Raw genomic sequence first — 24646 nt, forward strand, 5'->3', positions numbered from 1 at the left:
CGTGCCGACCACGGCATGCGTCCAAACCGGGAGGGGTTATGACCACACGTTTCGCAACGATGGCCAGGCGGCCACTGGCCACCGCGCTGTTCGTCGCCTGCATCGCGCCGGGCCTGGCCTTCGCGCAGACGGCGAAGGAAAAGGCGCTGGAGGCCCGCGTGGCCGAACTGGAGCGGCAGGTGCAACTGCTGCTGTCGGCGCAGCAGCAACAGCAGACCCAGATCAGCAGCACCCAGGAACAGGTCACCCAGGTCCAGGCGGCGCAGGCGGCCAAACCCGCGCTGCCCGCCGGCAAGCAGCCGATCCAGGGCACCACCATCATGACCGCCGCCAATCCGGGAACCACGTTCTCCTACGGCGGCTTCATCAAGATGGACGCGATGGTGACCGACACCAGCGACGGCCGCATCGCCGACGGTTCCTCCGGCCGCCTGTTCTACGTGCCCAGCACGATCCCGGTGGCGGGCGCGAATGCCGACGGCGGCGACCCCTACGCCGATTTCCACGCCCAGTTCTCGCGCTTCTGGCTCAGCGCCGATCACGTCACCGACAACGGCGACAAGTTCAAGGGTTTCATCGAGGCCGACTTCTTCGGCGGCGGCAGCAACGCGCTGGCCGGCAACGAGACGGCCACCAACACCTACGCGGTCACCCTGCGCCACGCCTACGTGACCTGGAACAACTGGCTGGCCGGCCAGACCTGGTCCAACTTCATGGACGCCGGCGCGCTGCCGGACGCGGTCGATTTCGTCGGCCCCACCGACGGCACCATCTTCGTGCGCCAGGCCCAGTTGCGCTATACCAAGGGTCCGTGGTCGTTCTCGATCGAGAATCCGCAGACCACGGTCACGCCCTACCTGACCGGCGCGCGCTTCAACAGCGGGGACAACGCCGCGCCCGACTTCACCGCCCGCTGGCTGACCAAGGGCGACTGGGGCCACTTCACCGTGGCCGCGCTGCTGCGCCAGTTCAAGGTGGCCGACGAGACCGACACCGGCGCCGCGCTCAGCGTCTCGGGCAAGTTCAACCTGGGCAAGAACGACGACATCCGCTATGCCGTCAACGCCGGCCAGGGCATCGGCCGCTACCTGGCCTTCGGCGTCGGCAGCGACGTGGTCACCGAGGCCGATGGCGACATCAGCGCGCTGGACGGCTACGGCGGCTTCGTCGCCTGGCGCCACGTGTTCAGCCCGAAGGTCCGCACCAATCTGATGTACTCGGCCTCGCACTTCGACAACGACGTGTCGCTCACCGGCAGGGGCGTCACCGAGCGCACCCAGTCGATGCACGCCAACGTCATCTACTCGCCGTTCCCGAAGCTGGACATCGGCGCGGAACTCATCTTCGGCCAGCGTTCACTCGAAGATGACCGCGAGGGCGACCTGAAGCGCCTGCACACCCACGTCAAATTCTCGTTCTGAGGGGAGAGGAATGAACGCAACCACGCTCAAGCACACGCCGTCCGGTGAACTCACCGGCGGCCACAAGAAGGTCATCTTCGCATCCAGCCTGGGTACCGTCTTCGAGTGGTACGACTTCTATCTGTACGGTTCGCTGGCGGCGATCATCGCCAAGCAGTTCTTCAGCGGCGTCAACGAAACCACCGGCTTCATCTTCGCGCTGCTGGCGTTCGCCGCCGGCTTCGCGGTGCGTCCGTTCGGCGCGGCGTTCTTCGGCAGCCTGGGTGACCGGATCGGCCGCAAGCACACCTTCCTGATCACCATCGTCATCATGGGCCTGTCGACCTTCATCGTCGGCGTCCTGCCCAACTACGCCAGTATCGGCGTGGCCGCACCGGTCATCCTGATCGGCCTGCGCCTGTTGCAGGGCCTGGCCCTGGGCGGCGAGTACGGCGGGGCGGCGACCTACGTGGCCGAGCACGCGCCCAACGGCAAGCGCGGCCTGTACACCAGCTTCATCCAGACCACCGCCACGCTGGGCCTGTTCCTGTCGCTGCTGGTGATCCTGGGTTGCCGGCTCTCGCTGGGCACCGAGGCCTTCGAGGCCTGGGGCTGGCGCATTCCGTTCCTGGTCTCGATCGTGTTGCTGGGCGTGTCGGTGTGGATCCGCATGCAGTTGAGCGAGTCGCCGCTGTTCCAGCAGATGAAGTCCGAAGGCAAGGGCTCCAAGCAACCGTTCCGCGACAGCCTGAAGGGCGGCAACTTCAAGCTGATGCTGCTGGTGCTGCTGGGCGCGACCGCCGGCCAGGCGGTGGTGTGGTACGGCGGCCAGTTCTACTCGCTGTTCTTCCTGACCCAGGCCCTGAAGGTGGACGGCACCACCGCCAACCTGCTGATCGCCGGCGCGCTGGCCCTGGCCACGCCGTTCTTCGTCTTCTTCGGCTGGCTGTCCGATCGCATCGGCCGCAAGAAGATCATCCTGGCCGGCTGCCTGCTGGCCGCGATCACCTATTTCCCGATCTTCAAGGGCCTGACCCACTTCGCCAACCCGGGCATCGAGGAGGCGCGTGCCACATCGCCGGCGGTGGTGGTGGCGGATCCGGCCACCTGCAGCTTCCAGTTCGATCCGGCCGGCGTGCGCAAGTTCACCAGCTCCTGCGACGTCGCCACCGCCGCGCTGACCAAGGCGGGCGTGCCCTACACCGTGCAGGCGGCCGCTCCCGGCTCGCTGGCCCACGTCGAAGTCGGCGGCAACCGCGTCGAGTCCTACGAGGCGGCCGGCCTGTCCAAGGACGACGCCAAGGCCAGGGGCACCGACCTGACCACTGCCCTGAAGGGTGCTTTGACGTCCGCGGGCTACCCCGAGAAAGCGGACCCGGCGCGCATCAACATCCCGATGACGCTGTTCCTGCTGTGGGTGCTGGTGATCTACGTGACCATGGTCTACGGCCCGATCGCGGCCTACCTGGTGGAACTGTTCCCGACCCGCATCCGCTACACCTCGATGTCGCTGCCGTACCACATCGGCAACGGCTGGTTCGGCGGCTTCCTGCCGGCCATCTCGTTCGCCCTGGTCGCCGGCACCGGCAACATGTACTACGGCCTGTGGTATCCGATCGGCGTGGCGGTGCTGACACTCATCGTCGGCACCCTGTTCCTGCGCGAAACCAAGGACGTGGACATCACCCAGTAAGCGCGCTCCCTCCGCGCCGGCCGGACGCATTCCGGCCAACCCGACGCCGGCCCCTGGGCCGGCGTTTCTTTTTGCGGACGTCGGCCGGAATCGCAAGCCTTTCGCCCGTGGCCGCGCATGCCCCATCACTTCGCGTTCCTTGTCTTTTAGGAATCCTCCGATACTCCGGCCGCGCCTCGTCGGCCTATCCTCCTTTTCCACTTCCGGAAGCCGGTCAGGCATCCGGAAGAAACTCTAGGGACACCTTCCCTTTTTCCCTTTGGATGCGCGCGGCTCACCTGCGCCGCGCGCGTCGCTTTCCTGCGGTAACCGAGAACTTCCCTGTGGCCATCTATGGAAGCCTGAGTGACTTTTCGCTGCGCGACATCCTGACCGTGATCGGCGACAAGCGCGGCGTGCTGACCGTCGATCAACAGGATGGACAGGTCCTGCGCCTGCACGTCGCGGAATCCAATGTCACCCGGATGTCGGTGGAACGCCCCGTGGGCTCGCGGACCGAGGCGCAGCTACTGCTGCGCATGTTCGGACAGGCACGCGGCGTATTCCGGTTCGAGGCGGGCGACGTCGACTCGCCCCACCATTCATTCCTGCGCCTGACCGAAATCCTCGGAACCCGCGCGGAAGATGGTCTTGATGAGCGCGACCTGCCTCATCCGAAGACGGTGTTCCTGCTGATCAAGGCACGCCAGGTTTCGCTGCCCGCGGACCTCGATGAATTCCTCGGCGCCGCCGAATCCCTGCTGGCGACCGGCGCCAGCGCCGAACGTCTGGCCGAGACGCTGGGCATCCCGGTGGACCAGGCCCGCCACAACCTGCAACGCCTGCGCGAGGTCAAGAAAGTCTGGCCGATGCAGGCCCACGTCGACAGGCTCGACACCGACCAACGCCAGCAGCGCCGCTCCCTGGGCCAGCGCATCGCCAGCTTCTTTTCCCGATGACCCCACTCAAGCTCGTTGTGTCCGGCCCCGTCGGTGCCGGCAAGACTACATTCATCCGTTCGATTTCGCAGACCGAGGTCGTCAGTACCGAGGAAGTCAGCACCGAGCAGATCGGCAAGACCCATACCACGGTCGCCTTGGACTTCGGCCAGATTGATCTGGGCGACCACGTGCTGCACGTGTTCGGAACCCCCGGCCAGACCCGCTTCGATTACATGTGGGACATCCTCAGCGAGGGTGCGCTGGGTCTGATCATGCTGGTGCCGTGCGACGCCCCGAACGAGTTTCCGCAGGCACGCCGGATTCTGGAATACGTCGTCAGTCGGAATCCGGTCGAATTCGTCATCGGACTCACCCGGACCGACCTCTCCACCAACGGCTGGGGTGTTCCCGACGTGGCCGCCTACTTCGGCCTGCCCGAACAACAGGTGCTCGCGGTCAATCCGCGCGACGCCGCCAGCGCCCGCGGCGCGATCCATCACCTGCTGCAACGCCTCTGAGCGCTCGGCGCGCTCCTTTTTTTCCCGCCGCACACACAACAAGGATTCGCCATGAGCAAACAAGAACAATTGCAGACCCAACTCGACGACCTGACCCGCGCCCTGCCGGGTATCAAGGGAAGCTTCCTGTGCACCCTGGACGGCATGCCCGTCTGTCAGTCGGTGACCGACCCGAGCATCGACTCGGCCCGCGTCGCCGCGATGGCCGCCACCGCGCTGGGCGTGGGCCGCCGCATCACCGATACGCTGTCCACCGGCGCGCTGCGTGGCATCAAGCTGCTGGCCGCCGAAGGCCGCGTCTTCATCTACATGATTGGCGGCAAGGCCTGCATGGCGCTGGTGGTGCCACCGGACATGGCGATCGGCCTGATCGAACTGGAAGCCGCCGACGTCATCGCCCGACTCACCAGCATTCTCTGACCGGAGGCAAACGCATGTACGAAGATCGCAAGAGCTGGAACGTTAAGGACGCGGAAATCATGCGCGAGCTGCGCGGGATCCTGGATCTCACCGCCGAGGAATGCGCCCTGCTGAAGAACCTCCAGCCGGCCGCGCAGGAAGCCGCTCCCCAGCTGGTGGCCGAGTTCTACGAGCGCCTGCTGGCGCACGAACCCACCCGGGAATTCATCGACGACAAGGAACGGCTCGCCACCACCCTGGCCAACTGGTTCACCGAACTGTTCTGCGGCAACTACGATGACGCCTACGCGCTCAAGCGCCTGGCCATCGGCAACGTCCATGTCCGCATCGGCCTGCCCATCCGCTATCCGCTGGCGATGATGGACGTCATCGCCAACCACGGTGAGCGATTGGCGTCGGCCACCGGCGAGGCGGCGGTCAAGGCGTTCCGCAAGGTACTGGCACTGGACGTGGCAACCTTCAACCAGGCCTACGAGAACAATCAACTGCACCATCTGGCGGAACTGACCGGCAGCGAGCGGCTCGCCCGCCGCCTGCTCTCCGGCGGCTGAGTCGTCGGCCGCATTCCGGTCCCGGGATGCGGCCTATTGCGGAGGCGCCGACAACTCCCGTGCGTCCAGATAGCCGTCTCCGCTGCGGTCCTGTTTACGGAAGGTGGCCGCCAATCGCTCGCGATGGGTTGCGCGGGTGATGGCGGCCCCCTTTCCTCCCGGCAACTCGTCGGCGGACAGCACACCATCGCGATTGCGATCCCGTGCATCGAAGGCGTAGCTCATCCAGTCCAGGAATTCGGTCTGGCTGACCCGGCCATCGCGGTCGGTATCCATGCGTTGCAGATAGTCACTCGTACCGTTGACCTGCGCCGCCGCGAGCAGCGGCAGGGTCAGCAACACCCATGCGGGTAGCGGACGTGTCATGGCGGCATTGTAGAGCCGGGCTTGTCCGGATGCCGAGCGGTACACGCTTGTCCATGCCCCCCGCGCAAATCCCCCGCCGCCTCCGGCGCCTGCCCCCTTTTTCAAGCGCTTTTCAACAGCCGCATGGCTGATCAAGAGGGCAACAGAACTAGCCACGCCCTTGACCGGCCAATCGACGTCCAGAAAACACCGGAGCCAACCTTGCTTTCCCCTTGACCAGCCATGCGGCTGTTGAAAGCGAAAAAGGGGGACCGGGGGGGATTGGCTCCCTGCCGCAAGCCTCAATGCGCCAACGCATACCCCTTCAGGCGCGCGGAATAGTCCTGCAATGCCCGGATACCACTAGCCTCGGCCTCATGGCACCACGCCTGCAACGCCTTCAGTCGTTCGGCCGCATCGTGGCTGCGGGCCTCGAGCAGCGCCGACAGGCGCGCGCGGTGTTCAACCAGCGCGCGGATGCGCGGCCGCTGCGACACCCAGGTGCGCAACTGCTCGCGTGCATCCGGCTTGAGCCAGCGGCCGTCGTCGACCAGTCCGCGCCGCAGCTTGCGCGGCAACAGCGCACGCAGTTTGGCGCCGGCCTGCGCGGCCTCTTCCTTCAGCGCCGGCTTCAGCACGTTGCGCTGGTAGTCGGTCATCGCCTGGAAACGATGCGACAGCAGCGCCTTCAGCGTGTCCGCATCCGGCACGGCGATGTTCGGGCGGATGTCCAGCGACGGCGCGACCCGCAGCACCTTGGCCAGCCGGATCTTTTCCAGCCCCTTGATCACGATCCAGCCGATGTCCACTTCCCAGCGCCGCATCGAGAAGCGCGCCGAGCTCGGGAACGCATGGTGGTTGTTGTGCAGTTCCTCGCCACCCACCCACACACCCCACGGCGTCAGGTTGGTCGACGTATCCGAGGATTCGAAATTGCGATAGCCCCACCAATGACCCAGGCCGTTGATGACGCCTGCAGCCCAGAACGGAATCCACGCCATCTGGATCGCCCACAGGGCGACGCCCGGCAGGCCGAACAACGCGGCATTGACGAACAGCAGGAGGACCGGGCCTCCGGTGGCATACCGCGTATAGAGGCGACGCTCGATCCAGTCATCCGGCGCGCCCTTGCCGTACTGCTCGATATCCGCGCGCTGCCCGCGCGCCTCGCGGTACAGCTCCACGCCGCGCCAGAACACGTTGCCGATGCCCTTGGTCTGCGGACTGTGCGGATCCTCCTCGGTTTCCACCTTCGCGTGATGCTTGCGATGGATGGCCACCCACTCCTTCGTGATCATCGAAGTGGTCAGCCAGGTCCAGAACCGGAAGAAGTGATTCAACACCGGATGGAAATCCACGCCCCGGTGCGCCTGGCTGCGATGCAGGTACAAGGTCACCGAGAAGATGGTCAGCTGGGTGAACACCAGCAGCACGATCAACAGTTCCCACCAGACCAGGCCGGCCAGGCCTCCGGTCAGGAACTGCAGCAGCGAGTCGGACATGGAAGGGCGCTCCGGGAGGCACCGGCGCCGGTGGGGTCCGGGGCCGTCAGCGCATCATGCGGCCTGCGCGTGACGATTTCACCCAACGCCGCCGAATGTTGTTCAGCTGGCGGATTTCGCCGCCGTCGCGGCCGCTTCCTGGCGATGCATTTCCTCGGTCAGCACGCGCTTGATCTCGTCCACGATCGCCTGGAGCGAGTCCTCGCCGTAGCCGACGTGATGGCTCGCGATACGGCCGTGGGTGTCGATGACCCAGAGATTCGGGTAGGCCTTCACACTGTAGGTGCGCGCGATGTCACCGTTGGGGTCGCGGGCCTGCAGGAGACTGAAGTCGCGCATCTGCCGCATCATCTGCCGGTAGGTGGCCGGCGGATCCTCGACATTCACCGCGATGACCTGCAGCCACCGGGGGTCGACCTTCTTCTGCAGCGCGTCCAGCACCGGCAGTTCCTTCAGGCAGTAGCCGCACCAGGATGCCCAGAAGGTCACGATCACCACCTTGCCCCGGTGCCCGGCCAGATCGACTATCTTTCCGTCACGTCCCTTGCCGAGCACGGTCGGTGCCGGATCGCCGATTGCGGGCGACTGCGCGAACGCGGGGAAGGCCACCGAAAGACAGAGCAGCAGGACGGCGAGGCGGATGCGGCGCATGGTCGGTTCCCTCCCTGGACTGGGGCCGAGTCTATCCCGCTTCCGTCCCCCCCAGACAACCCGCCGATGTCCCTCGCTCCCGATGCCGCCGCCGCGCCGGCGCCCCTGTTCGAACTCGATCGCGCCACCGTCATCCGCGGCTCGGTCCGTGTACTGAGCGACCTGACCCTGAGCATCCCGCTCGGCCAGCACACCGTCATCCTCGGCCCCAACGGCTGCGGCAAATCGACCTTCATCAAGTTGATCAACCGCGAGCTCTACCCACTCGCCCGCGAAGGCCAGGCGCCGGTCACGGTGTTCGGCTTGCGCCGCTGGAACGTGGCCGAGCTGCGCACGCGCCTGGGCGTGGTCACCAGCGACCTCACCCGCAACCTGCAGGAGATGCCGCAGCTGCGGGTGGAGGATGCGGTCATCACCGGCTTCTTCTCCAGTTTTGTCATCCCGCCGCACTGCGAGGTGGACGCGCAGATGCGCGCGCAGGCCCGCCGCGCCCTGGCGGCAGTCGAAGCCACCACGCTGGCCGAACGTGAAGTCGCCGAACTGTCCACCGGCGAAATGCGCCGCGTGCTCATCGCCCGCGCCCTCGTGCACCGACCCGAAGCACTGCTGCTGGACGAACCCACCGCCGGCCTGGACCTGATCGCCCAGCGCCACTTCCTCGAACTGCTGCGCGATCTCGCGCGCCAGGGCATCACCCTGGTGCTGGTCACCCATCACCTCGAAGAGATCGTTCCCGAATTCCAGCGCGTGATCCTGCTGCGCGCCGGCGACGTGATGGCCGACGGCGCGCCCGACGACATCCTCACCTCGGAAAACCTCTCCGCCGCCTATGGCGGTCCGTTGCGGGTGCGACGCGAGGGTGGGCGGTTCGTGCTGGGGCTGGATTGAGGCGGGCCTTGCCGCCACGCTTCGCATCCCCATCTGATCGTCATCGCACCCTTATCTCCGGCCGTCCCGGATCCACCATGCCCGAACTGCCCGAAGTCGAAACCACCCGCCGTGGCCTGGCGCCGCATCTGGAAGGCCGGCGCATCCAGGCGGTGACCCTGCGCCGGCCGGATCTGCGCTGGCCGATTCCGCCGGAGATCGCCCGTGATCTGCCCGGTCAGCGCATCGCCGAGGTGCGCCGGCGGGCCAAGTACCTGTTGATGGATGTGGAGGGCGGCAGCGCGCTGCTGCACCTGGGCATGTCGGGCAGCCTGCGGGTGCTGCCGGTGGATACGCCGGTACGCGCGCACGACCATGTCGACATCGCGGTGGAGGGACCGCGCGGGCAGCAGCGGGTGTTGCGCTTCAACGATCCGCGCCGCTTCGGCTGCCTGCTGTGGCAGCCGGCCGGGGAAGTCCATCCCCTCTTGCAGGCGCTGGGACCGGAACCGTTGTCGGAGGATTTCGACGGCGACTATCTGTTCGAGCTGAGCCGCGGGCGCAAGGCGCCGGTGAAGACCTTTCTGATGGACCAGGGCGTGGTGGTGGGGGTGGGCAACATCTACGCCGCCGAAAGCCTGTTCGTGGCCGGCATTTCACCACTGCGCGCCGCCGGCAAGATCTCGCGCGAGCGCTATGTGGCCCTGTCCGACGCGGTCAAGCGGATCCTCGGTTACGCCATCACCCGCGGTGGCACCACCCTGCGCGACTTCATCAGCCCGGACGGCGCGCCCGGCTACTTCGAGCAGGAGCTGTCGGCCTATGGGCGCGGCGGCGAACCCTGCCCGCGCTGCCGGCGGCCGATGAAGGAGGCCAGCATCGGCCAGCGCACCACGGTGTGGTGCGGCCACTGCCAGAAGTGACAGAGACCTTCTCCCGAATGCCTTTACTCACGTTTGGGGCTATATTCGCCGCCTGACTTGTGGGGAAAGCACATGGCGGACGCTTCAGACATCACCATCTGGCTGGATTCGGCCCGCAACGGCGATCGCGCCGCGCTGGATCGGGTGCTGGCCACGCTCTACCAGGAACTGCACACCATGGCCCGGCGCCAGCTGTCCGGCCAGCATGGCTATACCCTGGACGCGACCGCCCTGGTCCACGAGTCCTATCTCAAGCTGATCGGTTCCACCGGCACGGCCAAGTTCGAGGACCGCGCGCACTTTTTCGCCTACGCCGCCTCCTCGATGCGCAGCGTGGTGGTGGACTATGCCCGCAGCCGCCTGGCGCGCAAGCGCGGCGGCGACCTCAAGCGGGTCGCGGACATTCCCGAGGAAGTCGAAGGCAACCTCAGGCTCGACGAGGATCTGCTGGCCCTGAACGCCGCGCTGGACCAGCTGGCGCAGGCGGATGAACGCCTGGCCAAGGTGGTGGAACTGCGTTACTTCGCCGGTCTGTCGGAACTGGAAATCGCCGAGCTCCTGCAGCGCTCCGAACGCAGCATCCGCCGCGACTGGCAAAAGGCGCGGATGTTCCTGCTGTCGACGATGCAGGAACCCTGATCACGGCGGTCCATCGTGGACGTCGAACGCTGGAAACAGCTCTCCCCCCTGCTGGATGTCCTGCTGGAACTGGCGCCGGACGCGCGCGCGCACCGGATGGACGGGCTGCGCGCCGAGGATCCGGAGCTGGCCGCCGAGCTGGAGAAGCTGCTCGCGCTGGAGGATGACAGCGAGGGCTTCATGGAAGCCCCGCTGCTGGAGAAGCCGCAGAGTGGACTCCAGCCCGGCATGCTCATCGGCCCCTACCGGCTGGAGGACGTGCTGGGCGAAGGCGGCATGGGCATGGTCTGGCTGGCCTCCCGCGCCGACGGCCTGTACCAGCGCCGGGTCGCCCTGAAACTGCTGCGCCCCGGCCTGGCCGATCCCAATCTGCGCCTGCGCTTCACCCGCGAGCGCGAAATCCTGGCGCGGCTGGAGCATCCCAACATCGCGCGCCTGCTCGACGCCGGCGTGAGCCAGGGCAGCCAGCCCTATCTGGCGCTGGAGTATGTCGAAGGCATTCCGCTGACCGAGTACTGCCAGGTCAACAACCTGTCCATCGACGATTGCCTGCGCCTGTTCCTGCAGGTCTGCGAGGCGGTCAGCCACGCGCACGCCAACCTGATCGTCCACCGCGATCTCAAGCCTTCCAACATCCTGGTCTCGCCCGACCGCAACGTGCGCCTGCTCGACTTCGGCATCGCCAAACTGCTGGACGAGAGCGAGCCGGCGCCGGTGAACGCGCGCACCGAGGTCCGCGCGTTCACCCTGCACTACGCCGCACCCGAACAGATCCGCGGCGAACCGGTCACCACCATGACCGACGTCTACTCGCTGGGCGTGGTGCTGTACGAGCTGCTGGCCGGAACCAAACCCTACCGGCTGCGCCGGCAGAGCGACGCCGAATGGGAGGAGGCGATCCTGGCGGTGGAACCGCTCAAGCCTTCGGTGGCCGCGCAGCGCACCACCGGCGGCGGCCGTACCGATTGCCCCAACGCGCGCCGGCACGGCCGGCGGCTGACCGGCGATCTGGACAACATCGCGCTGAAGGCGCTGGCCAAATCACCGGAACAACGCTATCCCTCGGTCGAGGCGCTGGCGCTGGATCTGCGCCGGCACATGGACGGGCGGCCGGTGCATGCCCGTCCGCAGAGCCTGGGCTACCGCGCCCGCAAGTACATTTCCCGGCACCGCTGGGCGCTGGCCGCCGGCAGCGTGACCACGCTGATCCTGATCGCCGCGCTCGGCGCCAGCCTGTGGCAGAGCCAGCAGGCGGTCCGCGAAGCGGCGCGCGCGCAGGCGATGCAGAACTTCGTCATCGGCCTGTTCGACAACGCCGGCACCGCGCAGCGCGGCAACACCTTCGACGCCCGCGAGCTGCTGGTCGCCGGCGAGCGGCGTGGCGAGCGCGAACTGGCGCGGCAACCGCTGGCGCATGCCGAGCTGCTGGGCGTGATCGCGCGCCTGCGCGTCGGCCTGGGCGACTACCGCGAGGCACTGGCGCTGCTGGACCGGCAACAGCGCCTGCTCGCCGGCAGCGACGCGCCGGCGCTGCTGCTGGAAAGCGCGACCCAGCGTGGCCGCGTGCTGGCGCTGCTGGGACGTCCACGCGATTGCATCGACGCGATGATCCGTCTCGAACCCGACATCGCCCGCCTGCAGATTCCGTTGCCACAGCAGGCCGCCGATTTCCTGTCGCAGGACGGGCGCTGTCGCCGCGCGGTCGCCGATCGCCAGACCGCGCGCCAGTTCTTCCTGCGCTCGCAGCTGCTGCGGCGCGGCCTGCGCGATCAGACCGGCGTGGCCGAGAGCCTGTACGACCTGGCCGGACTGGAAAGCGACATGGGCAACGCCGATGGCGCGATCCGCGGCTTCAATGCCGCACTCGTGCATCTTCGCCAGTACGACGGCCAACGCTACCCGCTGGCCGTGGACATCGAACGCAGCCTGGCCAGCCTCTACCGCATCCGCGGCGATTCGCAGACCGCGCTCATGCACTACCAGCGCGCGCTCGCGCTGGCCCGGGACATCCACGGTGATCGCCATCCCGCCACCCTCGCGGTGCGCCGGCAGATGGGCGCGGTGCAGGTGGATCTGGGTCATTTCACCGAAGCCAACGCGCAGATGCGCCAATTGCACGCGCTGACCCTCAGCACGCTGGGTCCGGCCCATCGCGAGACCGGCTCTAGCTGGAATTCGCTGGGCATCATCGCCTGGGAACTGGGTGATACCGATACCGCGGTCGCCGACATCGAACGCGCGATCGAAGTCTGGCGCAGCCCGGATAGCCGACAGCAGTTGCCTGGCGGCCTCTACAACTACGGCATGGTGCTGCACAGCGCCGGTCGCGAGGAGGAGGCGCTGGCCGCGCTGCAGGAAGCGCGTGGACTGCGTGCGGAACTGTTCGGCGCCAGCCATGCGCTGGTCGGCGAAACCGATCGCATGATCGGCGAGGTGCTGGCGTCGCGGGGGGATCTGGCCGCGGCCAGCGAGTATTTCGATCGCGCCGAGAAACTGACCCGCATCGGCTACGGCACCGAACATCCGCGCACGCTGTTCGCCGAACTGTCGCTGGCCCGCCAGTTGGGCCGCACCGGCCAGGTCGCCGAAGCCCTGCGCCGGATGGATGCCTTGTCCCTGCGCAAGGGCGAAGGCAGCGAGATTCCGAAACTCCGCTGGAGCGCGCGTGGCTACGCCGCGGAACTGCGCTGCGAGCAGGGCCAGCGTGATCGGGGCCGTCAGGATCTGGATGCGCTGCTGGCCGAACTGCGCAACACGCAGCCGGATGGCGGCGTCATTCCACGGGAGATCGCGCGGATTCGTGCACGCTGTATTTGATGCCGGGCATGGATCTTCGCTCCTGTTGGGAGGGAGCAAAGTGGTGGCTTCATTCTGGGCGCCAGAAGCAAGCGCTCTTCAACAACCGCATGGCGGGTCAATGAGGCTACCAAGAGACTCCGACGCCCGGGAACCGGCTTTGCCTCCCCTTTGCAGCGCTTCACAACAGCCGCATGGCGGGTCAAAAGGGGGATTGAGAGAGATTTGCTGCTCGATTCTTCGCGACAAATCAGCCGGGCAAGCCCCGCTCTACAACGGCAGGGGCGCCTGCATCGGTTCGATACGGCTTTCGCCGCGGGCGATTCGCTTGAACTCGGCGCGGCTGACCGAAACGTAGCGGTCGTTGCCGCCGATTTCCACCTGCGGGCCGTCCTGCACCGCGCGGCCTTCCTCATCCACGCGCACGGTCATGATCGCCTTCTTGCCGGTGTGGCAGATGGTCTTGATCTCGGAAATCTCGTCGGCCCAGGCCAGCAGATACTGGCTGCCTTCGAACAGTTCGCCGCGGAAGTCGGTACGCAAGCCGTAGCACAGCACCGGGATGCGCAACCCGTCCACGACCTCGCTGAGCTGCCACACCTGCGGCTTGGTCAGGAATTGGGCCTCGTCGACCAGCACGCAGTCCAGCTTGCCGTGTTCCGCGATATCGGTGCGGATCAGTCTTTCCAGATCCGTATCGTGAACGAAGGCGGTGCCGCTGGCCTTCAGGCCGATCCGCGAGGCGACCACGCCGGTGCCGGCGCGATCATCCAGGCGCGGTGTCAGGATCAGCACGCGCATGCCCCGCTCCCGATAGTTGTGGGCGGATTGCAGCAACGTGGTGGTCTTCCCGGCGTTCATCGCCGAGTAGTAGAAGTAGAGCTTGGCCATGCGCGGATTCTACTGCCGCGCATGGCCGGCCCGTCAGGGATTGACGGGCGCGGGCTCCTCGGGCACGTCCGGTTCCGGGGCGTCGACCTGCGGCGCGGTTTCCGGCACCCGCGAGCTGGGGGCAGGCAGGTTTTCGTCGACCTGCTCCACCTCGCCCACCGAGACCCGGCCGATGCGGGGCTTGGCCCAGACCTGGTCGGTGTAGGCCCAGTACTTCTTGGCGTCCCAGTAGCGCGAGTCGTAGAACTTGCTGCCGTCGATGGTCTGCTCGCCACCGGGGCCGGGAACGATGATCTGCACGTTGCCGGTGAAGCCGGTGCGGCTGCCGGTCTGCTGCATCCTGCCGCGACGCAGCTGGGTCTCGTAGCGCGGCTTGGCGGCGGCGTCGCCGAAGCGGGCGTAGATGGCCTGCCCTTCCTCGATCGCGCGCGCGCGATCGGCTTCGTTCAACGCGCTCCAGTAACGCTCGCGCAGGCCGAGGAAGCCGGCGTAGCCGCGCTCGGCCGCCAGATCCATCCAGGCGTAGGCCAGCACCTTGTCCTGGGGCGAGCCCTGACCGTTCCACAGCATCTCCGCGACCATGCCCTGCGAAGGCTTGTCGGCGTAGAAGCTGGCACGTCGGAAGAAGCGCATCGCATCGTCGTATTTCTTCGCCTTGAACGCCTCCATGCCCAGCAGCCGGTACTTCATGTCCGGGTGATGGGTCAGGAAGCCGGCCGTGATCATCAGCGGATCGGAGGTGGGATCCGGCGGCGGCGCGGGTTTCTTGTCGGCCGCCATGGCGGCCGCCATCGGCATCATGGCCAGCAGGCAAAGAGTTTTCCGCAACATTTCCATTGCATCTCCAAAATCGACAGCCGCCATCCTAGGCGCTTCCCCGCTCTCCTGTCCCCTGAACTGATGGCAGGGTCCAGGGCCGTCGCATCCCCGGGGGTGTCGCCCACCTACTGGGTGGTGATCTCCTGCCACGACACACGTCCGAAACCACTCCCCCAGGAGAATTTCAGGCAACCGGCCTTTCCTTTCGCACCATTGGCGCACAGCATCGGCAGGCTTTCCGTGGTCCCCGTCTCCGTCAGTTTTCCCAACACGATGGAAGGGTCGGTGAGCATGCCCACGCCAAGTTCGACTGAACCCAGTGCACCGGACTGATTGCCTGGCAGCAACAATCCATCTCCGCCATCGAAGTTGCCATCCCGGTTGAAGTCCAGGAAATGTCGTGGCACCGCACCACCGGTGAAGGCCTCCACCAGGTTGAGGAGTCCCTTGCCAGCGCCGCACGTCCGGGTATCAGGAACGAGGCTGGTCGCGACCAGCACATTGCCCGTCACCACCAGCTGATCACCAATCATCCGCTCCCCCTCGGGAGATCCTCCGACGATGTTCTCGGATATCGGCCTCGCCTTCTTCAGATCCAACACCCAACCGCGCTTTCCCTTCATGTCTCCGGGGCGCGCGGATTCAAACACCCGCACGCCTTCCCGGCCTTCCACGTCCATGCCGCTGACGTAGGCGGGAATCGCCTGCCGGTACTTCAGTTCATCGCGACGTGCCGCTTTTCCACTGTCTTCCACGCCATACCAGCTTTGCAGGGTGTGGTCGAACGGATCGTCCCCGCTCAGGTAGCGTCCCGTTCCAAAGAAAACCCAGGGACGGAGCGTCCTCGGGTGGTAGGCCACGCCGATGCCGCCGGTGATGGGTTGTCGCCTTCCATCGGCGGTCGTTGCGGTGAACACGCGTTCGGCCTTCCAACCGCTCGGGCTGGAAGCGCGCAAATCGAATCGCCACACATTGCCGCGCAGGTCGCCGGCATAGGCGGTGTCGACGTTGCTGTCGCCATCGGTGTCCAGCAGGGTGGGTGTGGACAGGCCGTTGCCGGTTTCCTCGCCGGCCGTGATCTTGCCCACTGGCTTTCCAGTCTCCGCGTCAAGCACGTACAACGCGGCCTTGCCGCTGCGGCTGTTGATGCCGTTGGGAACGATCACGCTGGCGCCGGTACCGGCGGAAAGACGGGCGAACTGCGGCTGGCCCAGGACCATGCCCATGTCGTCATCACCGGCGTATTCCCATGCCCGTCCGGTCGTGGCGAAGGATGCCGGACTGGTCACGTCCAGACCGAACACGCCCGGACCACCCCGACCCAGGGTGCCCACCAGCAGATTCTTTCCAGAGGTCTGCTGGCGACTGGACAGCGCCAGGGGCCCATCCACGAAATAGTGATGTTTGAACCCCCGCAACCGGCTGTACTGCTTGAGTACCGTCATGTCCAACAGCGCGGGCACGTAGGCGAACCGCTCCTTGCCCGTGCGCGCATCGATGGCGTGCAACATGCCATCGTTGGCGCCGACGAAAATCGTCGGGGCGCCTGCTGCATCAAGATGGACCGGCGAAGAATTGATCACGTCACCGAACAAACTGGCCCTGGCACGAAACTGCCTGCCTTCGCCGCTGCGGTCACCCCTCAGATAGGACGCGACCTGGCTGGACAGAAGTGCCTGCTGGGCAGACGTCGGGAACGCGGCGGGCAGGCTCATGCCCGGCGCCCCCAAGGTCAGGATCGTCCGCTTGGCCGGGTCGGTGGGAATGCCCTTGTCGGCGCTCCATACCCATCGCGCTCCCGGTCCTTCCGTCCCCATTGGATACGCCTTGACGTCCCCACGCCATTCTCCGGATCTGAAGGATGCGATGTAGCCGAGGCGTTGGCCCTTCACCGCGGGATCGTCGACGATCAGACTGGTGCCGGATCCATCCGCCGTGGAGTTGTCCGTCAGCACTTCCCCCAGGGCCTCGACAAATTCGTCCACCTGGGTGGCGCCCGCGAACCGCCCTCCTCCATTGATCGTGGCATGCCGGAGGTCGTCGACCTTTTCAGGCAGCAGGTTGACGTTGGGCGGAAAGTAGATATCCGGGTCGGGCCAGCCAACCTCGCCGACGTCCGTCGCGCGCAACGTTCCCCGTGGGGCGACAGAGATAGCGTAGGTGGACAGATGCTGCCATGTGGCCGTATTGCCGACCGACGTTGGCACGACGTCGGCCAGATCCGGACGCAGGTCCTTCTTCCACAGGTCATACGCCACGTCCGCCAAGGTCTCGGCATAGCCATCCTGGAAGGGTGAACCCGCGCTTCCATCGGCGTTCCCCACCGAAGCGTATCCGCTCCGGTCGGACCACTGGCCGTCGGTCGCCAGCACCGCCAAATTGCGCCGACAGGCGATATGGTTCTGCGCAATGCCGTTGCCAGGAAGCGGCGCCCACGGTCCGTCCTCGTCTTCGCTGGCGAAGTACTGGCGCCCGACCATATGCAATGTTCTGTGGAGCTGGGCGTCGCCGGCTGAAATATCCGTGTGGTAAAGCTGCTGGAACCAGCGTGTGCGGTTGTAGACACCCGCGTTTGGGTCATCCTCGAAGCGGCCCTCCGCGTTCCGGACCGGGATCGCCCAGGAGGGATAGCGCAGACTCGTGTTCCAGAAACCCGCGCGGAAATCCGGATCCGCCATGCTGAAGGCATGGCTGGCACCGGCCTTGAGCACCTTGATGCGGGTGCGGTGATAGGCATACCAGTTGGCATAGTTCTGCCATTCCTGTGCCAGCGTACGCACCACGGTTCCGTTATCGGGCGTATCCCATGTGAAGGAGGAAACCCGCGTGCACAGCGGCTCGCGGTTCCAATAGCCGCGAGCGTCCTTCTGGGCCACGATGCAGCGATACGCCTCATCCGGGCCCACGAGCTTGTACAGCGTGTAGTTCTCCGGATTGAGCCACTGCCAGCTGGCCAATCCCAGCCGGGGCACATGGAACGCTCTTCCTGTTCCGGCCTGGAGATTGACGACGCCCACGCCACCGGCACGCACCGGCGACCCACCGGGCTTGTTCGGATGCACGACGGTCAAGGCGGCATGGTGGTAGGTCGCGCGCGGATCCGCGGCGGGCGCCAGCGTGCCGTCGGCCAGCTTCCACGGCTGGTAGGTGATGCGTGGGGAATAGGCCAGCAGGTTGAGGTTCTGCAGGTTGCTGTCGCTTATCCAGATTCGCTGTCCCCAGGCGTCCTCGCCCGTGCGGATGGTGGCCGGCGTATTCGGATAGCCTGGTGCGCGAGGGAAATCCGGATTCAGCACTTCATCCCGCCACATCCATCCGCTGACATCGAGGATGAACATGAGGTTGGGTAGCGGACGCGGACCCGCCTGCAACGGGACAGCCGGGATCGATACGTCATTAACCCCCGCCTGCGCGGTCGCACCGGTCAGCACGGTCAGGAAAGCAAGAAGTCCGACCCACCGCCGGGAATCACACCGGCGAAGTGTGCGTTGGGAATCTGGGCTCATCATGGGGAATCTCCGCTAAGGTCCGACGGATGACGGGGGCACATGCACGACCGAGCGCAGCGCCACGCTGGCGCGGTCATCGGCCTGGTAGCGCGCTTCGATGCTGTAGACCTCGACCAGGCACAGCGGATCCTTGGGCCGGCCATCGGCTCCCAGAATGCGCGAGCATCCAAAGGTGAGCTCGGCGCTGCCTCGATGCATGACCAGATAGCGGACGTTGTTCGCCTTGGGTACGGCCAGCGTGTTGTTCGTCAGCGGCGTGGCCGCAAGCGCATGCGCCTTGAACAGTTCGTCGATCTTCGCGTCGGTCAGCACGTCCTTCGATTTGCCGCAGACGCCCGAGGCGCAGGCGCTGCCTGCCACGGGAGCGGCGGCCAGCGCCACCACCCGCCGCTCGCCTTCCCGCAGCGCCGCCTCGGTGGCCTGGAAGGCCAGGCCACGATCGAACAGGTTGGCGGTCATGCGCTCTTCCAGGCTGCCGATGCGCAGGCTGGCCAGCGCCAGCAGGGTCATCACCAGCAGCAGCACCAACACGATCAGCAGAACGTTGCCCTGTTGGCTGCGGCGAGCGGCGCGCGCGTCCGGCGGCGGGAAGCGGGGTGGGTTCATGGATTGCGGTTCCGCAGGCTGACGACATGCACGATGCGACGACCTATCTCGTTGCCGGTGCCTCCGCCCGGCGAAGCCTCCAGTTCCAGCGCGATGCGCACCGCGCGTACCTGTTTCCAGTCATCACCGACTTGCTTGGCGGTGACGTATCCGGTCTTGCCGGGCAGCAGGTAGTGGAGCTTCAGCGACCGCACCCCGTCGATGACTTCCGCCTTGTCGTCCCCATAGGCGCCCGGCGCCAGGCGATACAACGACCGGCCACCGCGCGGGTTCTTGTCCACCTCCCAGCGGACGGCCGTGACCGGTGCCAGGAAAGCCGGGCGACGGGCGGGTTCGATGAGAGGTTTCCGCTCGTCACATACCTGCTCATCTTCCACCCCGATTTCTCCTCCGATCAGGCCTCCCCCTCCTCCCGGTTGCCCCTCGCATGTCGGCATCAGATAGGCAATCGAATTTCCCTTTACTCCAATCGCCGTCAGCAGGTAGCCGGTGTTGCTGTCGCAGGCCAGCAGCTCGTCCGTGTCCTTGAAGCGGGGCTGGCCGGCAAAGATCAGCTCGCTCGGCTCGTGCTTCACGATGGGCACCGCACCCGACGTGGCTGAGCGCAGTTCGATGACATCTCCGCTTGCTTCGCTCCAGCCCTGCAGGCCATCCCCCCAGTCGCCCAACACGCCCCAGTGCCTGTTTCCCTTGCTCAGCCAGCGGACGAGCGGCATCTTCTCCGGGTTTGATTCGGCGGCGGCGGTGTTCTGATACACGGGGCTCCGGCACACGGTGCCGTCCGCGGCGCGGATGTCACGCGCCATCAGTTCGAAACCGGCGCGGGCGTTCTCCTGGATCCGTGCCAGCGCCTCGGTGCTGTCGTAGACGGCGCGATTGCTGGTGAACAGGCCGATGGCGGCCAGTACCACCAGCAACCCCACCACCAGGGCCACCATCAGTTCGAGCAGGGACAGGCCCTTTGCCGATCGGCGCGGGGCGCGGATTTGCCGACGCGGAGGGATCCGCGTTTGGCGCGGGAATGGGCGCTGGGCGCTCACGGGCGGCTCTTGATGGTGAGGGTATTGCCGGATTTGCCGCCCGGCAGACGTGATTCGTCCCACTCGACCGTGATCGCACACTCGCCGCTGTCGGTATCGCAGACGATGCTGCCGCAGGTACCTTCCCCCAGATCGTCCCGCAGCCCTTTCACCCATCCGCGCATGTCGCTCTTGGCCAGGGTGTCGTCCTTGTCGACCTTGGGAGCATCGCAGGTGCGCTTCAACTGATAGTCGGCCAGGAACTTGGCCAGGACGGCGGGGGACACCAGAGACTCCGGCGGCATCGCCGCGCGGATCGCATCCAGCATCCCGTAGCTCTCGATGATCGCCTGGGATCGCATCGTCGATACCTGGTTGGCCTTCAGCGCCACGCTCTGGGTGGCGGCCACACCGAGCACACCGACGCCGAGCACCAGCACCGCCACCAGCACTTCAAGCAGGCCCACGCCCGCGGCATGGCGGCGGGTGGATTGCCGGATCAGCGTGTTGTTTCGTTGATGGACGATCATGCGCATCTCAGTTCGGGGCCGTGTCGGGGAGCGGACAGCCGCCGCCGCCACTGGCGACCGTCACTTCCACCCGCCCGCTGGGATGCAGCATCACGTCGCGGATGTTGTTGGCGGGCCGGGTGGTGGGAATGCAGACCCGCAGCGTGAGTGGGTTCGACAGCAGCGGCGATGTTCCGCGCGCGGGCCGGCCATCCGCGCCATAGGCGACCATTTCCTGCCAACCGCGGCTGTTGAAAGCGGCGCCGGGGATGAACTCCACGGCGGATTTCAGCTGGGTGAAGGCCAGGGGCTGGCTGCCGTTGTCACCCTCAGGCCGCGCAAGCAGCAGGCCGTTCCATTTGCGCTGGCAACATTGGCATTGGTTGCCGTCGCTGGAATCGCAGATCATCACCCGCCGGTTCTGGCGGATGGCCTCGCTACGCGCGTCCTGCAGGGTGGCGATCACCTGATCGCTGGCCGTGGTCAGGCGGTTCTGGTTGATCATGGTTTCGAAGGACGGGAACGAGATCGCGAGCAGGACCGACAGCACGGCCACCGTCACCACCAGTTCGATCAAGGTGAAACCTGCCGCGTTGCGTGTCGCGCCGGGCCACGCCCCGACATCCCCTTTCCAACTCATTGCAATCTCCCGTGCAGCGATTCGCGGAGAACGGCCACTCCTGATCCGGATGCCGCGCTTCCCACCTTCGCGGCAAGACCCGCGGACCGAAAATGGAAACGTGAACAGGGCGCAATAACCATCGGAAGATTCCGAAAGACTCTCAAACGCGGGGACGATACACGCGGCGGATCAGGCCGCCGCGAGGCCGTTCCTCCCCCGTCCGCGTTGAAGGAAGTGGGCGCGCGATCCTCGCGATCAGGCATGGCCGCGGGATCCGCGCACCGCTCCCTTCGGTCCCCGTCCTGTCAGTCGGTCGGTTCCGGGCACTGGCCGTTGCCGCTGGAAGCGATCACTTCGACCCGGCCGCTGGCGCGGATCGTCACCTCACGGATGTTGTCGTGCGGACGCGTGGTCGGGATACACAGGCGCACGTGGCCCGCGGTCGGGAACTGCTCGCCGGCGCGCATGCGTCCATCGGGACCGTATCCCCTCCACGCCACGGCGGCCCGGTTGAGTTTCAGGGCGACAGGGGTGTTCAGCCGGGTGGTGGCCACCATCCCGTTTTCGTCGTTGCCGCGCCTGTAGGCCATCCAGTGGCCCTGGAAAGAGGCGTCATCCGAACAGTTCTCGCCATCGGCGCTGGGGCAGAGATCCACCTGCGTGTTCCGGGTGACCGCTTCCAGGCGCGCCGCGTTGAGAAACGCGAGTATCTCGTTGCTGGCGTTCGCCAGCCGGTTTGCGTTGACCAGGTGTTCAAACGATGGCAACGCCATCGCGCTCAGGATGGCGAGCAACGCGGTGGCTGCCATCAGTTCGACGAGGCTGAAGCCTCCCACGCACTTGCGTGCGCCATGCCGTGTGGGCCGGTGCATCTGCTGACTCCGTTGGTATCGATTAGTGCCGACACGACGCGGGCCCCGGATGGGGAAAAGGGTGCGTCACGTGACAATTGGAAGGAGACCACGCTGGCCGGCAGCACCCCATCGGAATCGTCCGAAAGCCACACGAACCGGGATGACGGTCAGGTACGCGACAACGGCGCGGGCGCGATATGGACGGCCGCCACCCCGCCGATGCGAGGCCGGATGTCAATGTGAAAATTTCTGCTTCCAGCGCCCCGGAGCGCCGATGCGGGGCGGGCTTGGCCCTACAATAGCGCCCCCATGCAAGGCCTCAATCCTCCCCAACGCGCCGCGGTCCAGCACGTGCACGGACCGCTGCTGGTGCTCGCCGGCGCCGGCAGCGGCAAGACGCGCGTGATCATCGAGAAGATCGCGCATCTGATCACGTCGGGCCGGATGCCGGCCAAGCGCATCGCCGCGATCACCTTCACCAACAAGTCCGCCAAGGAAATGCGCGAGCGCCTGGGCAAACGGCTGAAGAGCGATGTGACCGACGGCCTGACCGTGTGTACGTTTCATGCGCTGGGGCTGAAGTTCCTGCAGATCGAGCACACGGCGGCGGGCCTGAAACGCGGCTTCTCGATTTTCGACGCCGACGATGCCGCCGCCCAGATCAAGGATCTGATGACCGGCGCCAAGCCCGACGCCATCGACGCGGCCAAGAACCTGATCTCGCGCGCCAAGAACGCCGGTCTCTCGCCCGAAGAAGCGATGGCGGCCGCGCGCAGCGCGCGCGAACAGGAGGCGGCCAGCCTGTATGCGCGCTACCAGGCGCGGCTGTCGACCTTCAACGCGGTGGACTTCGACGATCTGATTCGCCTGCCGGTGCAGATCCTGGAAGGCAACGAGGACATCGCCAAGGCCTGGCGCGAGCGCATCGGCTACCTGCTGGTGGACGAGTGCCAGGACACCAACGACGCCCAGTACCGCCTGCTGAAGCAGTTAGCGGGCCCGCGCGGCGATTTCACCTGCGTGGGCGACGACGACCAGAGCATCTACGCCTGGCGCGGCGCCAATCCGGACAACCTGCTGGAGATGGGCAGGGACTATCCGAAGCTGGAGATCATCAAGTTGGAGCAGAACTACCGCTGCTCCAACCGGGTGCTGCGCGCGGCCAACACGCTGATCGCCAACAATCCGCACGAACACCTGAAGAAGCTGTGGAGCGATCAGCCCGATGGCGATCGCATCCGGGTGTGGGAGTGCCGCGACAGCGAGCACGAGGCGGAGAAGGTCGCCGCGGAGATTGCCTTCCTGCACACGGCCCGCGAGGCGCCGTGGAGCGACTTCTGCATCCTGTTCCGCGGCAACCACCAGTCGCGCGTGCTGGAAAAGGCGCTGCAATTGCTGCGCGTGCCCTACCACCTGACCGGCGGCACCGCGTTCCTGGAACGCCAGGAAGTGAAGGACGCGCTGTCGTGGCTGCGGCTGGTCGCCAATCCCGATGACGACACGGCGTTCCTGCGCGCGGTGCAGTCGCCCAAGCGCGAAGTGGGCACCACCTCGCTGGCCAGACTGGCGGAAATGGCGCAGCAGGGCAGCATGCCGATGTCGCGCGCGGCCGAGTCGATGACGGTGCTCAAAGCGCTGCCGGCGCGCGCGGCCAACGGCCTGAGCGCGTTCAACGACGTGATCCGGGATCTGCGCGATCACACCAAGACACTGTCGGCCAAGGATCTGCTGTTGCGGCTGGTCGAACGCTCCGGCCTGCTGGCCGATTTGCGCGCGCAGACCAAGGATCAGGCCGGCTTCGAACGCCGGCGCGCCAATCTGGATGAACTGGCGGACTGGTTCGACGGCGGGCCGCGCGGCGGCAACGTCGGCGATCTGGCGGCGCAGCTGGCGCTGCTGTCGCGCAACGACAAGGACGACGGCGGCAACCAGGTGCGCCTGATGAGCCTGCACGCGGCCAAGGGCCTGGAGTTCCGCTACGTCTTCATCGTCGGCTGCGAAGACGGCACCCTGCCGCACGAGATCAGCGTGGAAGAAGGCAACCTGGCCGAGGAACGCCGCCTGATGTACGTGGGCATCACCCGCGCCAAGCAGGCGCTGTGGCTGAGCCACAGCCGCGAGACCCGCCGCTTCGGCGAACGCATCCGGCTGATGCCGAGCCGCTTCCTGGACGAACTGCCCGCCGCCGAGCTGCAGCGCGACGGCGCGGATCCGGTGGCGGACGCGGAGCGCAAGAAGGAGCGCGCGAGCGCGGGGCTGGCGGCGATTCAGGCGTTGCTGGACGGGTAGCTGCTTGCGGTCGCTTGTGCCCGCCATTCGGTAGGTGACAAGCGCTTGAGGGGGATTGAGGTTCGGCGCCAGAAGCAAATCCCCCGTCACCCGCTACCGACAGCCCCCTTTGAGAAAGAGGGCTGTCGGTAGCGGGGCTCTCCCATCGGACCTGTTTCCGTTTTACTTCCTCCTTTGCAAAAGGGGGACGACCCGCCATGCGGCGGTTGAGAAGCAGTTGAGGGGGATCTGCTTTTTGGCGCATCGCAGGACACGAGGTGGACGCCGCCCCACCCGTCTCGCTAGGCTGCTCGCAGGCTCTTC

At 66.4% G+C, this 24646-nt stretch carries 22 protein-coding genes; 11 read left to right on the forward strand and 11 right to left on the reverse strand.

Translation table 11 applies throughout. The features are described 5' to 3' along the window. Nucleotides 1-38 precede the first annotated feature (38 nt). From AC3DEZ_RS00685 to AC3DEZ_RS00710, 6 genes are all read left to right on the forward strand, one after another. A complete protein-coding gene (locus tag AC3DEZ_RS00685) occupies nt 39-1421 on the forward strand; it encodes a DcaP family trimeric outer membrane transporter (protein WP_488386480.1) in 1383 nt (460 codons plus the stop codon). A gap of 10 nt (nt 1422-1431) precedes the next feature. Beyond that, nucleotides 1432-3093: an MFS transporter gene (locus AC3DEZ_RS00690; protein ID WP_488386481.1), complete on the forward strand. Its 1662-nt coding sequence runs from the start codon at nt 1432-1434 to the stop codon at nt 3091-3093. Between the two features lie 323 nt (nt 3094-3416). Continuing rightward, nucleotides 3417-4031: a DUF4388 domain-containing protein gene (locus tag AC3DEZ_RS00695; protein ID WP_488386482.1), complete on the forward strand. Its 615-nt coding sequence runs from the start codon at nt 3417-3419 to the stop codon at nt 4029-4031. Then, nucleotides 4028-4531, forward strand: coding sequence for a GTP-binding protein (locus tag AC3DEZ_RS00700; RefSeq protein WP_488386483.1), 504 nt, complete (start codon nt 4028-4030; stop codon nt 4529-4531). The genes AC3DEZ_RS00695 and AC3DEZ_RS00700 overlap by 4 nt, the downstream gene beginning before the upstream one ends. A gap of 51 nt (nt 4532-4582) precedes the next feature. After that, nucleotides 4583-4951 (forward strand): roadblock/LC7 domain-containing protein, encoded by a 369-nt coding sequence (locus tag AC3DEZ_RS00705; protein WP_488386484.1) that lies wholly within the window; start codon nt 4583-4585, stop codon nt 4949-4951. Between the two features lie 14 nt (nt 4952-4965). Then, nucleotides 4966-5502: a protoglobin domain-containing protein gene (locus AC3DEZ_RS00710; protein ID WP_488386485.1), complete on the forward strand. Its 537-nt coding sequence runs from the start codon at nt 4966-4968 to the stop codon at nt 5500-5502. A gap of 33 nt (nt 5503-5535) precedes the next feature. On the opposite strand, the gene AC3DEZ_RS00715 is transcribed toward AC3DEZ_RS00710, so the two are convergent. The 3 genes from AC3DEZ_RS00715 to AC3DEZ_RS00725 all read right to left on the reverse strand — a co-directional run bounded on the left by AC3DEZ_RS00715 (nt 5536) and on the right by AC3DEZ_RS00725 (nt 8000). Continuing rightward, complete coding sequence (locus AC3DEZ_RS00715; RefSeq protein ID WP_488386486.1) at nt 5536-5868, reverse strand: EF-hand domain-containing protein; 333 nt, start codon at nt 5866-5868, stop codon at nt 5536-5538. 281 nt (nt 5869-6149) lie between these two features. Next, nucleotides 6150-7349 (reverse strand): DesA family fatty acid desaturase, encoded by a 1200-nt coding sequence (locus AC3DEZ_RS00720; protein ID WP_488386487.1) that lies wholly within the window; start codon nt 7347-7349, stop codon nt 6150-6152. A gap of 102 nt (nt 7350-7451) precedes the next feature. Beyond that, nucleotides 7452-8000, reverse strand: a complete 549-nt coding sequence (locus tag AC3DEZ_RS00725) for a TlpA family protein disulfide reductase (RefSeq protein WP_488386488.1) — start codon at nt 7998-8000, stop codon at nt 7452-7454. 66 nt (nt 8001-8066) lie between these two features. Between AC3DEZ_RS00725 and AC3DEZ_RS00730 the strand changes: the two genes are divergently transcribed. From AC3DEZ_RS00730 to AC3DEZ_RS00745, 4 genes are all read left to right on the forward strand, one after another. Beyond that, nucleotides 8067-8888: an ABC transporter ATP-binding protein gene (locus AC3DEZ_RS00730; RefSeq protein WP_488386489.1), complete on the forward strand. Its 822-nt coding sequence runs from the start codon at nt 8067-8069 to the stop codon at nt 8886-8888. Nucleotides 8889-8965: 77 nt separating this feature from the next. Further along, complete coding sequence (mutM, locus tag AC3DEZ_RS00735) at nt 8966-9790, forward strand: bifunctional DNA-formamidopyrimidine glycosylase/DNA-(apurinic or apyrimidinic site) lyase (RefSeq protein WP_488386490.1); 825 nt, start codon at nt 8966-8968, stop codon at nt 9788-9790. A 72-nt stretch (nt 9791-9862) separates the two neighbouring features. After that, a complete protein-coding gene (locus AC3DEZ_RS00740) occupies nt 9863-10429 on the forward strand; it encodes an ECF-type sigma factor (RefSeq protein ID WP_447103917.1) in 567 nt (188 codons plus the stop codon). Nucleotides 10430-10444: 15 nt separating this feature from the next. Next, entirely contained in the window at nt 10445-13246 is a 2802-nt protein-coding gene (locus tag AC3DEZ_RS00745; protein ID WP_488386491.1) for a serine/threonine protein kinase, read from the forward strand. A gap of 249 nt (nt 13247-13495) precedes the next feature. On the opposite strand, the gene AC3DEZ_RS00750 is transcribed toward AC3DEZ_RS00745, so the two are convergent. From AC3DEZ_RS00750 to AC3DEZ_RS00785, 8 genes are all read right to left on the reverse strand, one after another. Beyond that, nucleotides 13496-14116, reverse strand: a complete 621-nt coding sequence (locus tag AC3DEZ_RS00750; protein ID WP_488386492.1) for a thymidine kinase — start codon at nt 14114-14116, stop codon at nt 13496-13498. Nucleotides 14117-14149: 33 nt separating this feature from the next. Then, entirely contained in the window at nt 14150-14947 is a 798-nt protein-coding gene (locus tag AC3DEZ_RS00755; RefSeq protein ID WP_488386493.1) for a hypothetical protein, read from the reverse strand. A gap of 113 nt (nt 14948-15060) precedes the next feature. After that, entirely contained in the window at nt 15061-17997 is a 2937-nt protein-coding gene (locus tag AC3DEZ_RS00760; RefSeq protein WP_488387026.1) for a pilus assembly protein, read from the reverse strand. A 459-nt stretch (nt 17998-18456) separates the two neighbouring features. Beyond that, nucleotides 18457-19050, reverse strand: coding sequence for a pilus assembly PilX family protein (locus AC3DEZ_RS00765; protein WP_488386494.1), 594 nt, complete (start codon nt 19048-19050; stop codon nt 18457-18459). Then, a complete protein-coding gene (locus tag AC3DEZ_RS00770) occupies nt 19047-20171 on the reverse strand; it encodes a prepilin-type N-terminal cleavage/methylation domain-containing protein (RefSeq protein ID WP_488386495.1) in 1125 nt (374 codons plus the stop codon). The genes AC3DEZ_RS00765 and AC3DEZ_RS00770 overlap by 4 nt, the downstream gene beginning before the upstream one ends. Continuing rightward, a complete protein-coding gene (gene pilV / locus AC3DEZ_RS00775; protein ID WP_488386496.1) occupies nt 20087-20599 on the reverse strand; it encodes a type IV pilus modification protein PilV in 513 nt (170 codons plus the stop codon). Before pilV ends, AC3DEZ_RS00770 begins: the two co-directional genes overlap by 85 nt. Nucleotides 20600-20606: 7 nt before the next feature. Beyond that, the gene (locus tag AC3DEZ_RS00780) at nt 20607-21218 is read right to left on the reverse strand and encodes a GspH/FimT family pseudopilin (RefSeq protein ID WP_488386497.1); all 612 of its coding nucleotides are present in this window, start codon (nt 21216-21218) and stop codon (nt 20607-20609) included. Nucleotides 21219-21505: 287 nt separating this feature from the next. After that, nucleotides 21506-22072, reverse strand: coding sequence for a GspH/FimT family pseudopilin (locus tag AC3DEZ_RS00785; RefSeq protein WP_488386498.1), 567 nt, complete (start codon nt 22070-22072; stop codon nt 21506-21508). Between the two features lie 291 nt (nt 22073-22363). Between AC3DEZ_RS00785 and AC3DEZ_RS00790 the strand changes: the two genes are divergently transcribed. Next, nucleotides 22364-24343, forward strand: coding sequence for a UvrD-helicase domain-containing protein (locus tag AC3DEZ_RS00790; RefSeq protein WP_488386499.1), 1980 nt, complete (start codon nt 22364-22366; stop codon nt 24341-24343). The last annotated feature ends 303 nt before the right edge of the window (nt 24344-24646 follow it).

Source organism: Pseudoxanthomonas sp. 134C1, assembly GCF_057773065.1.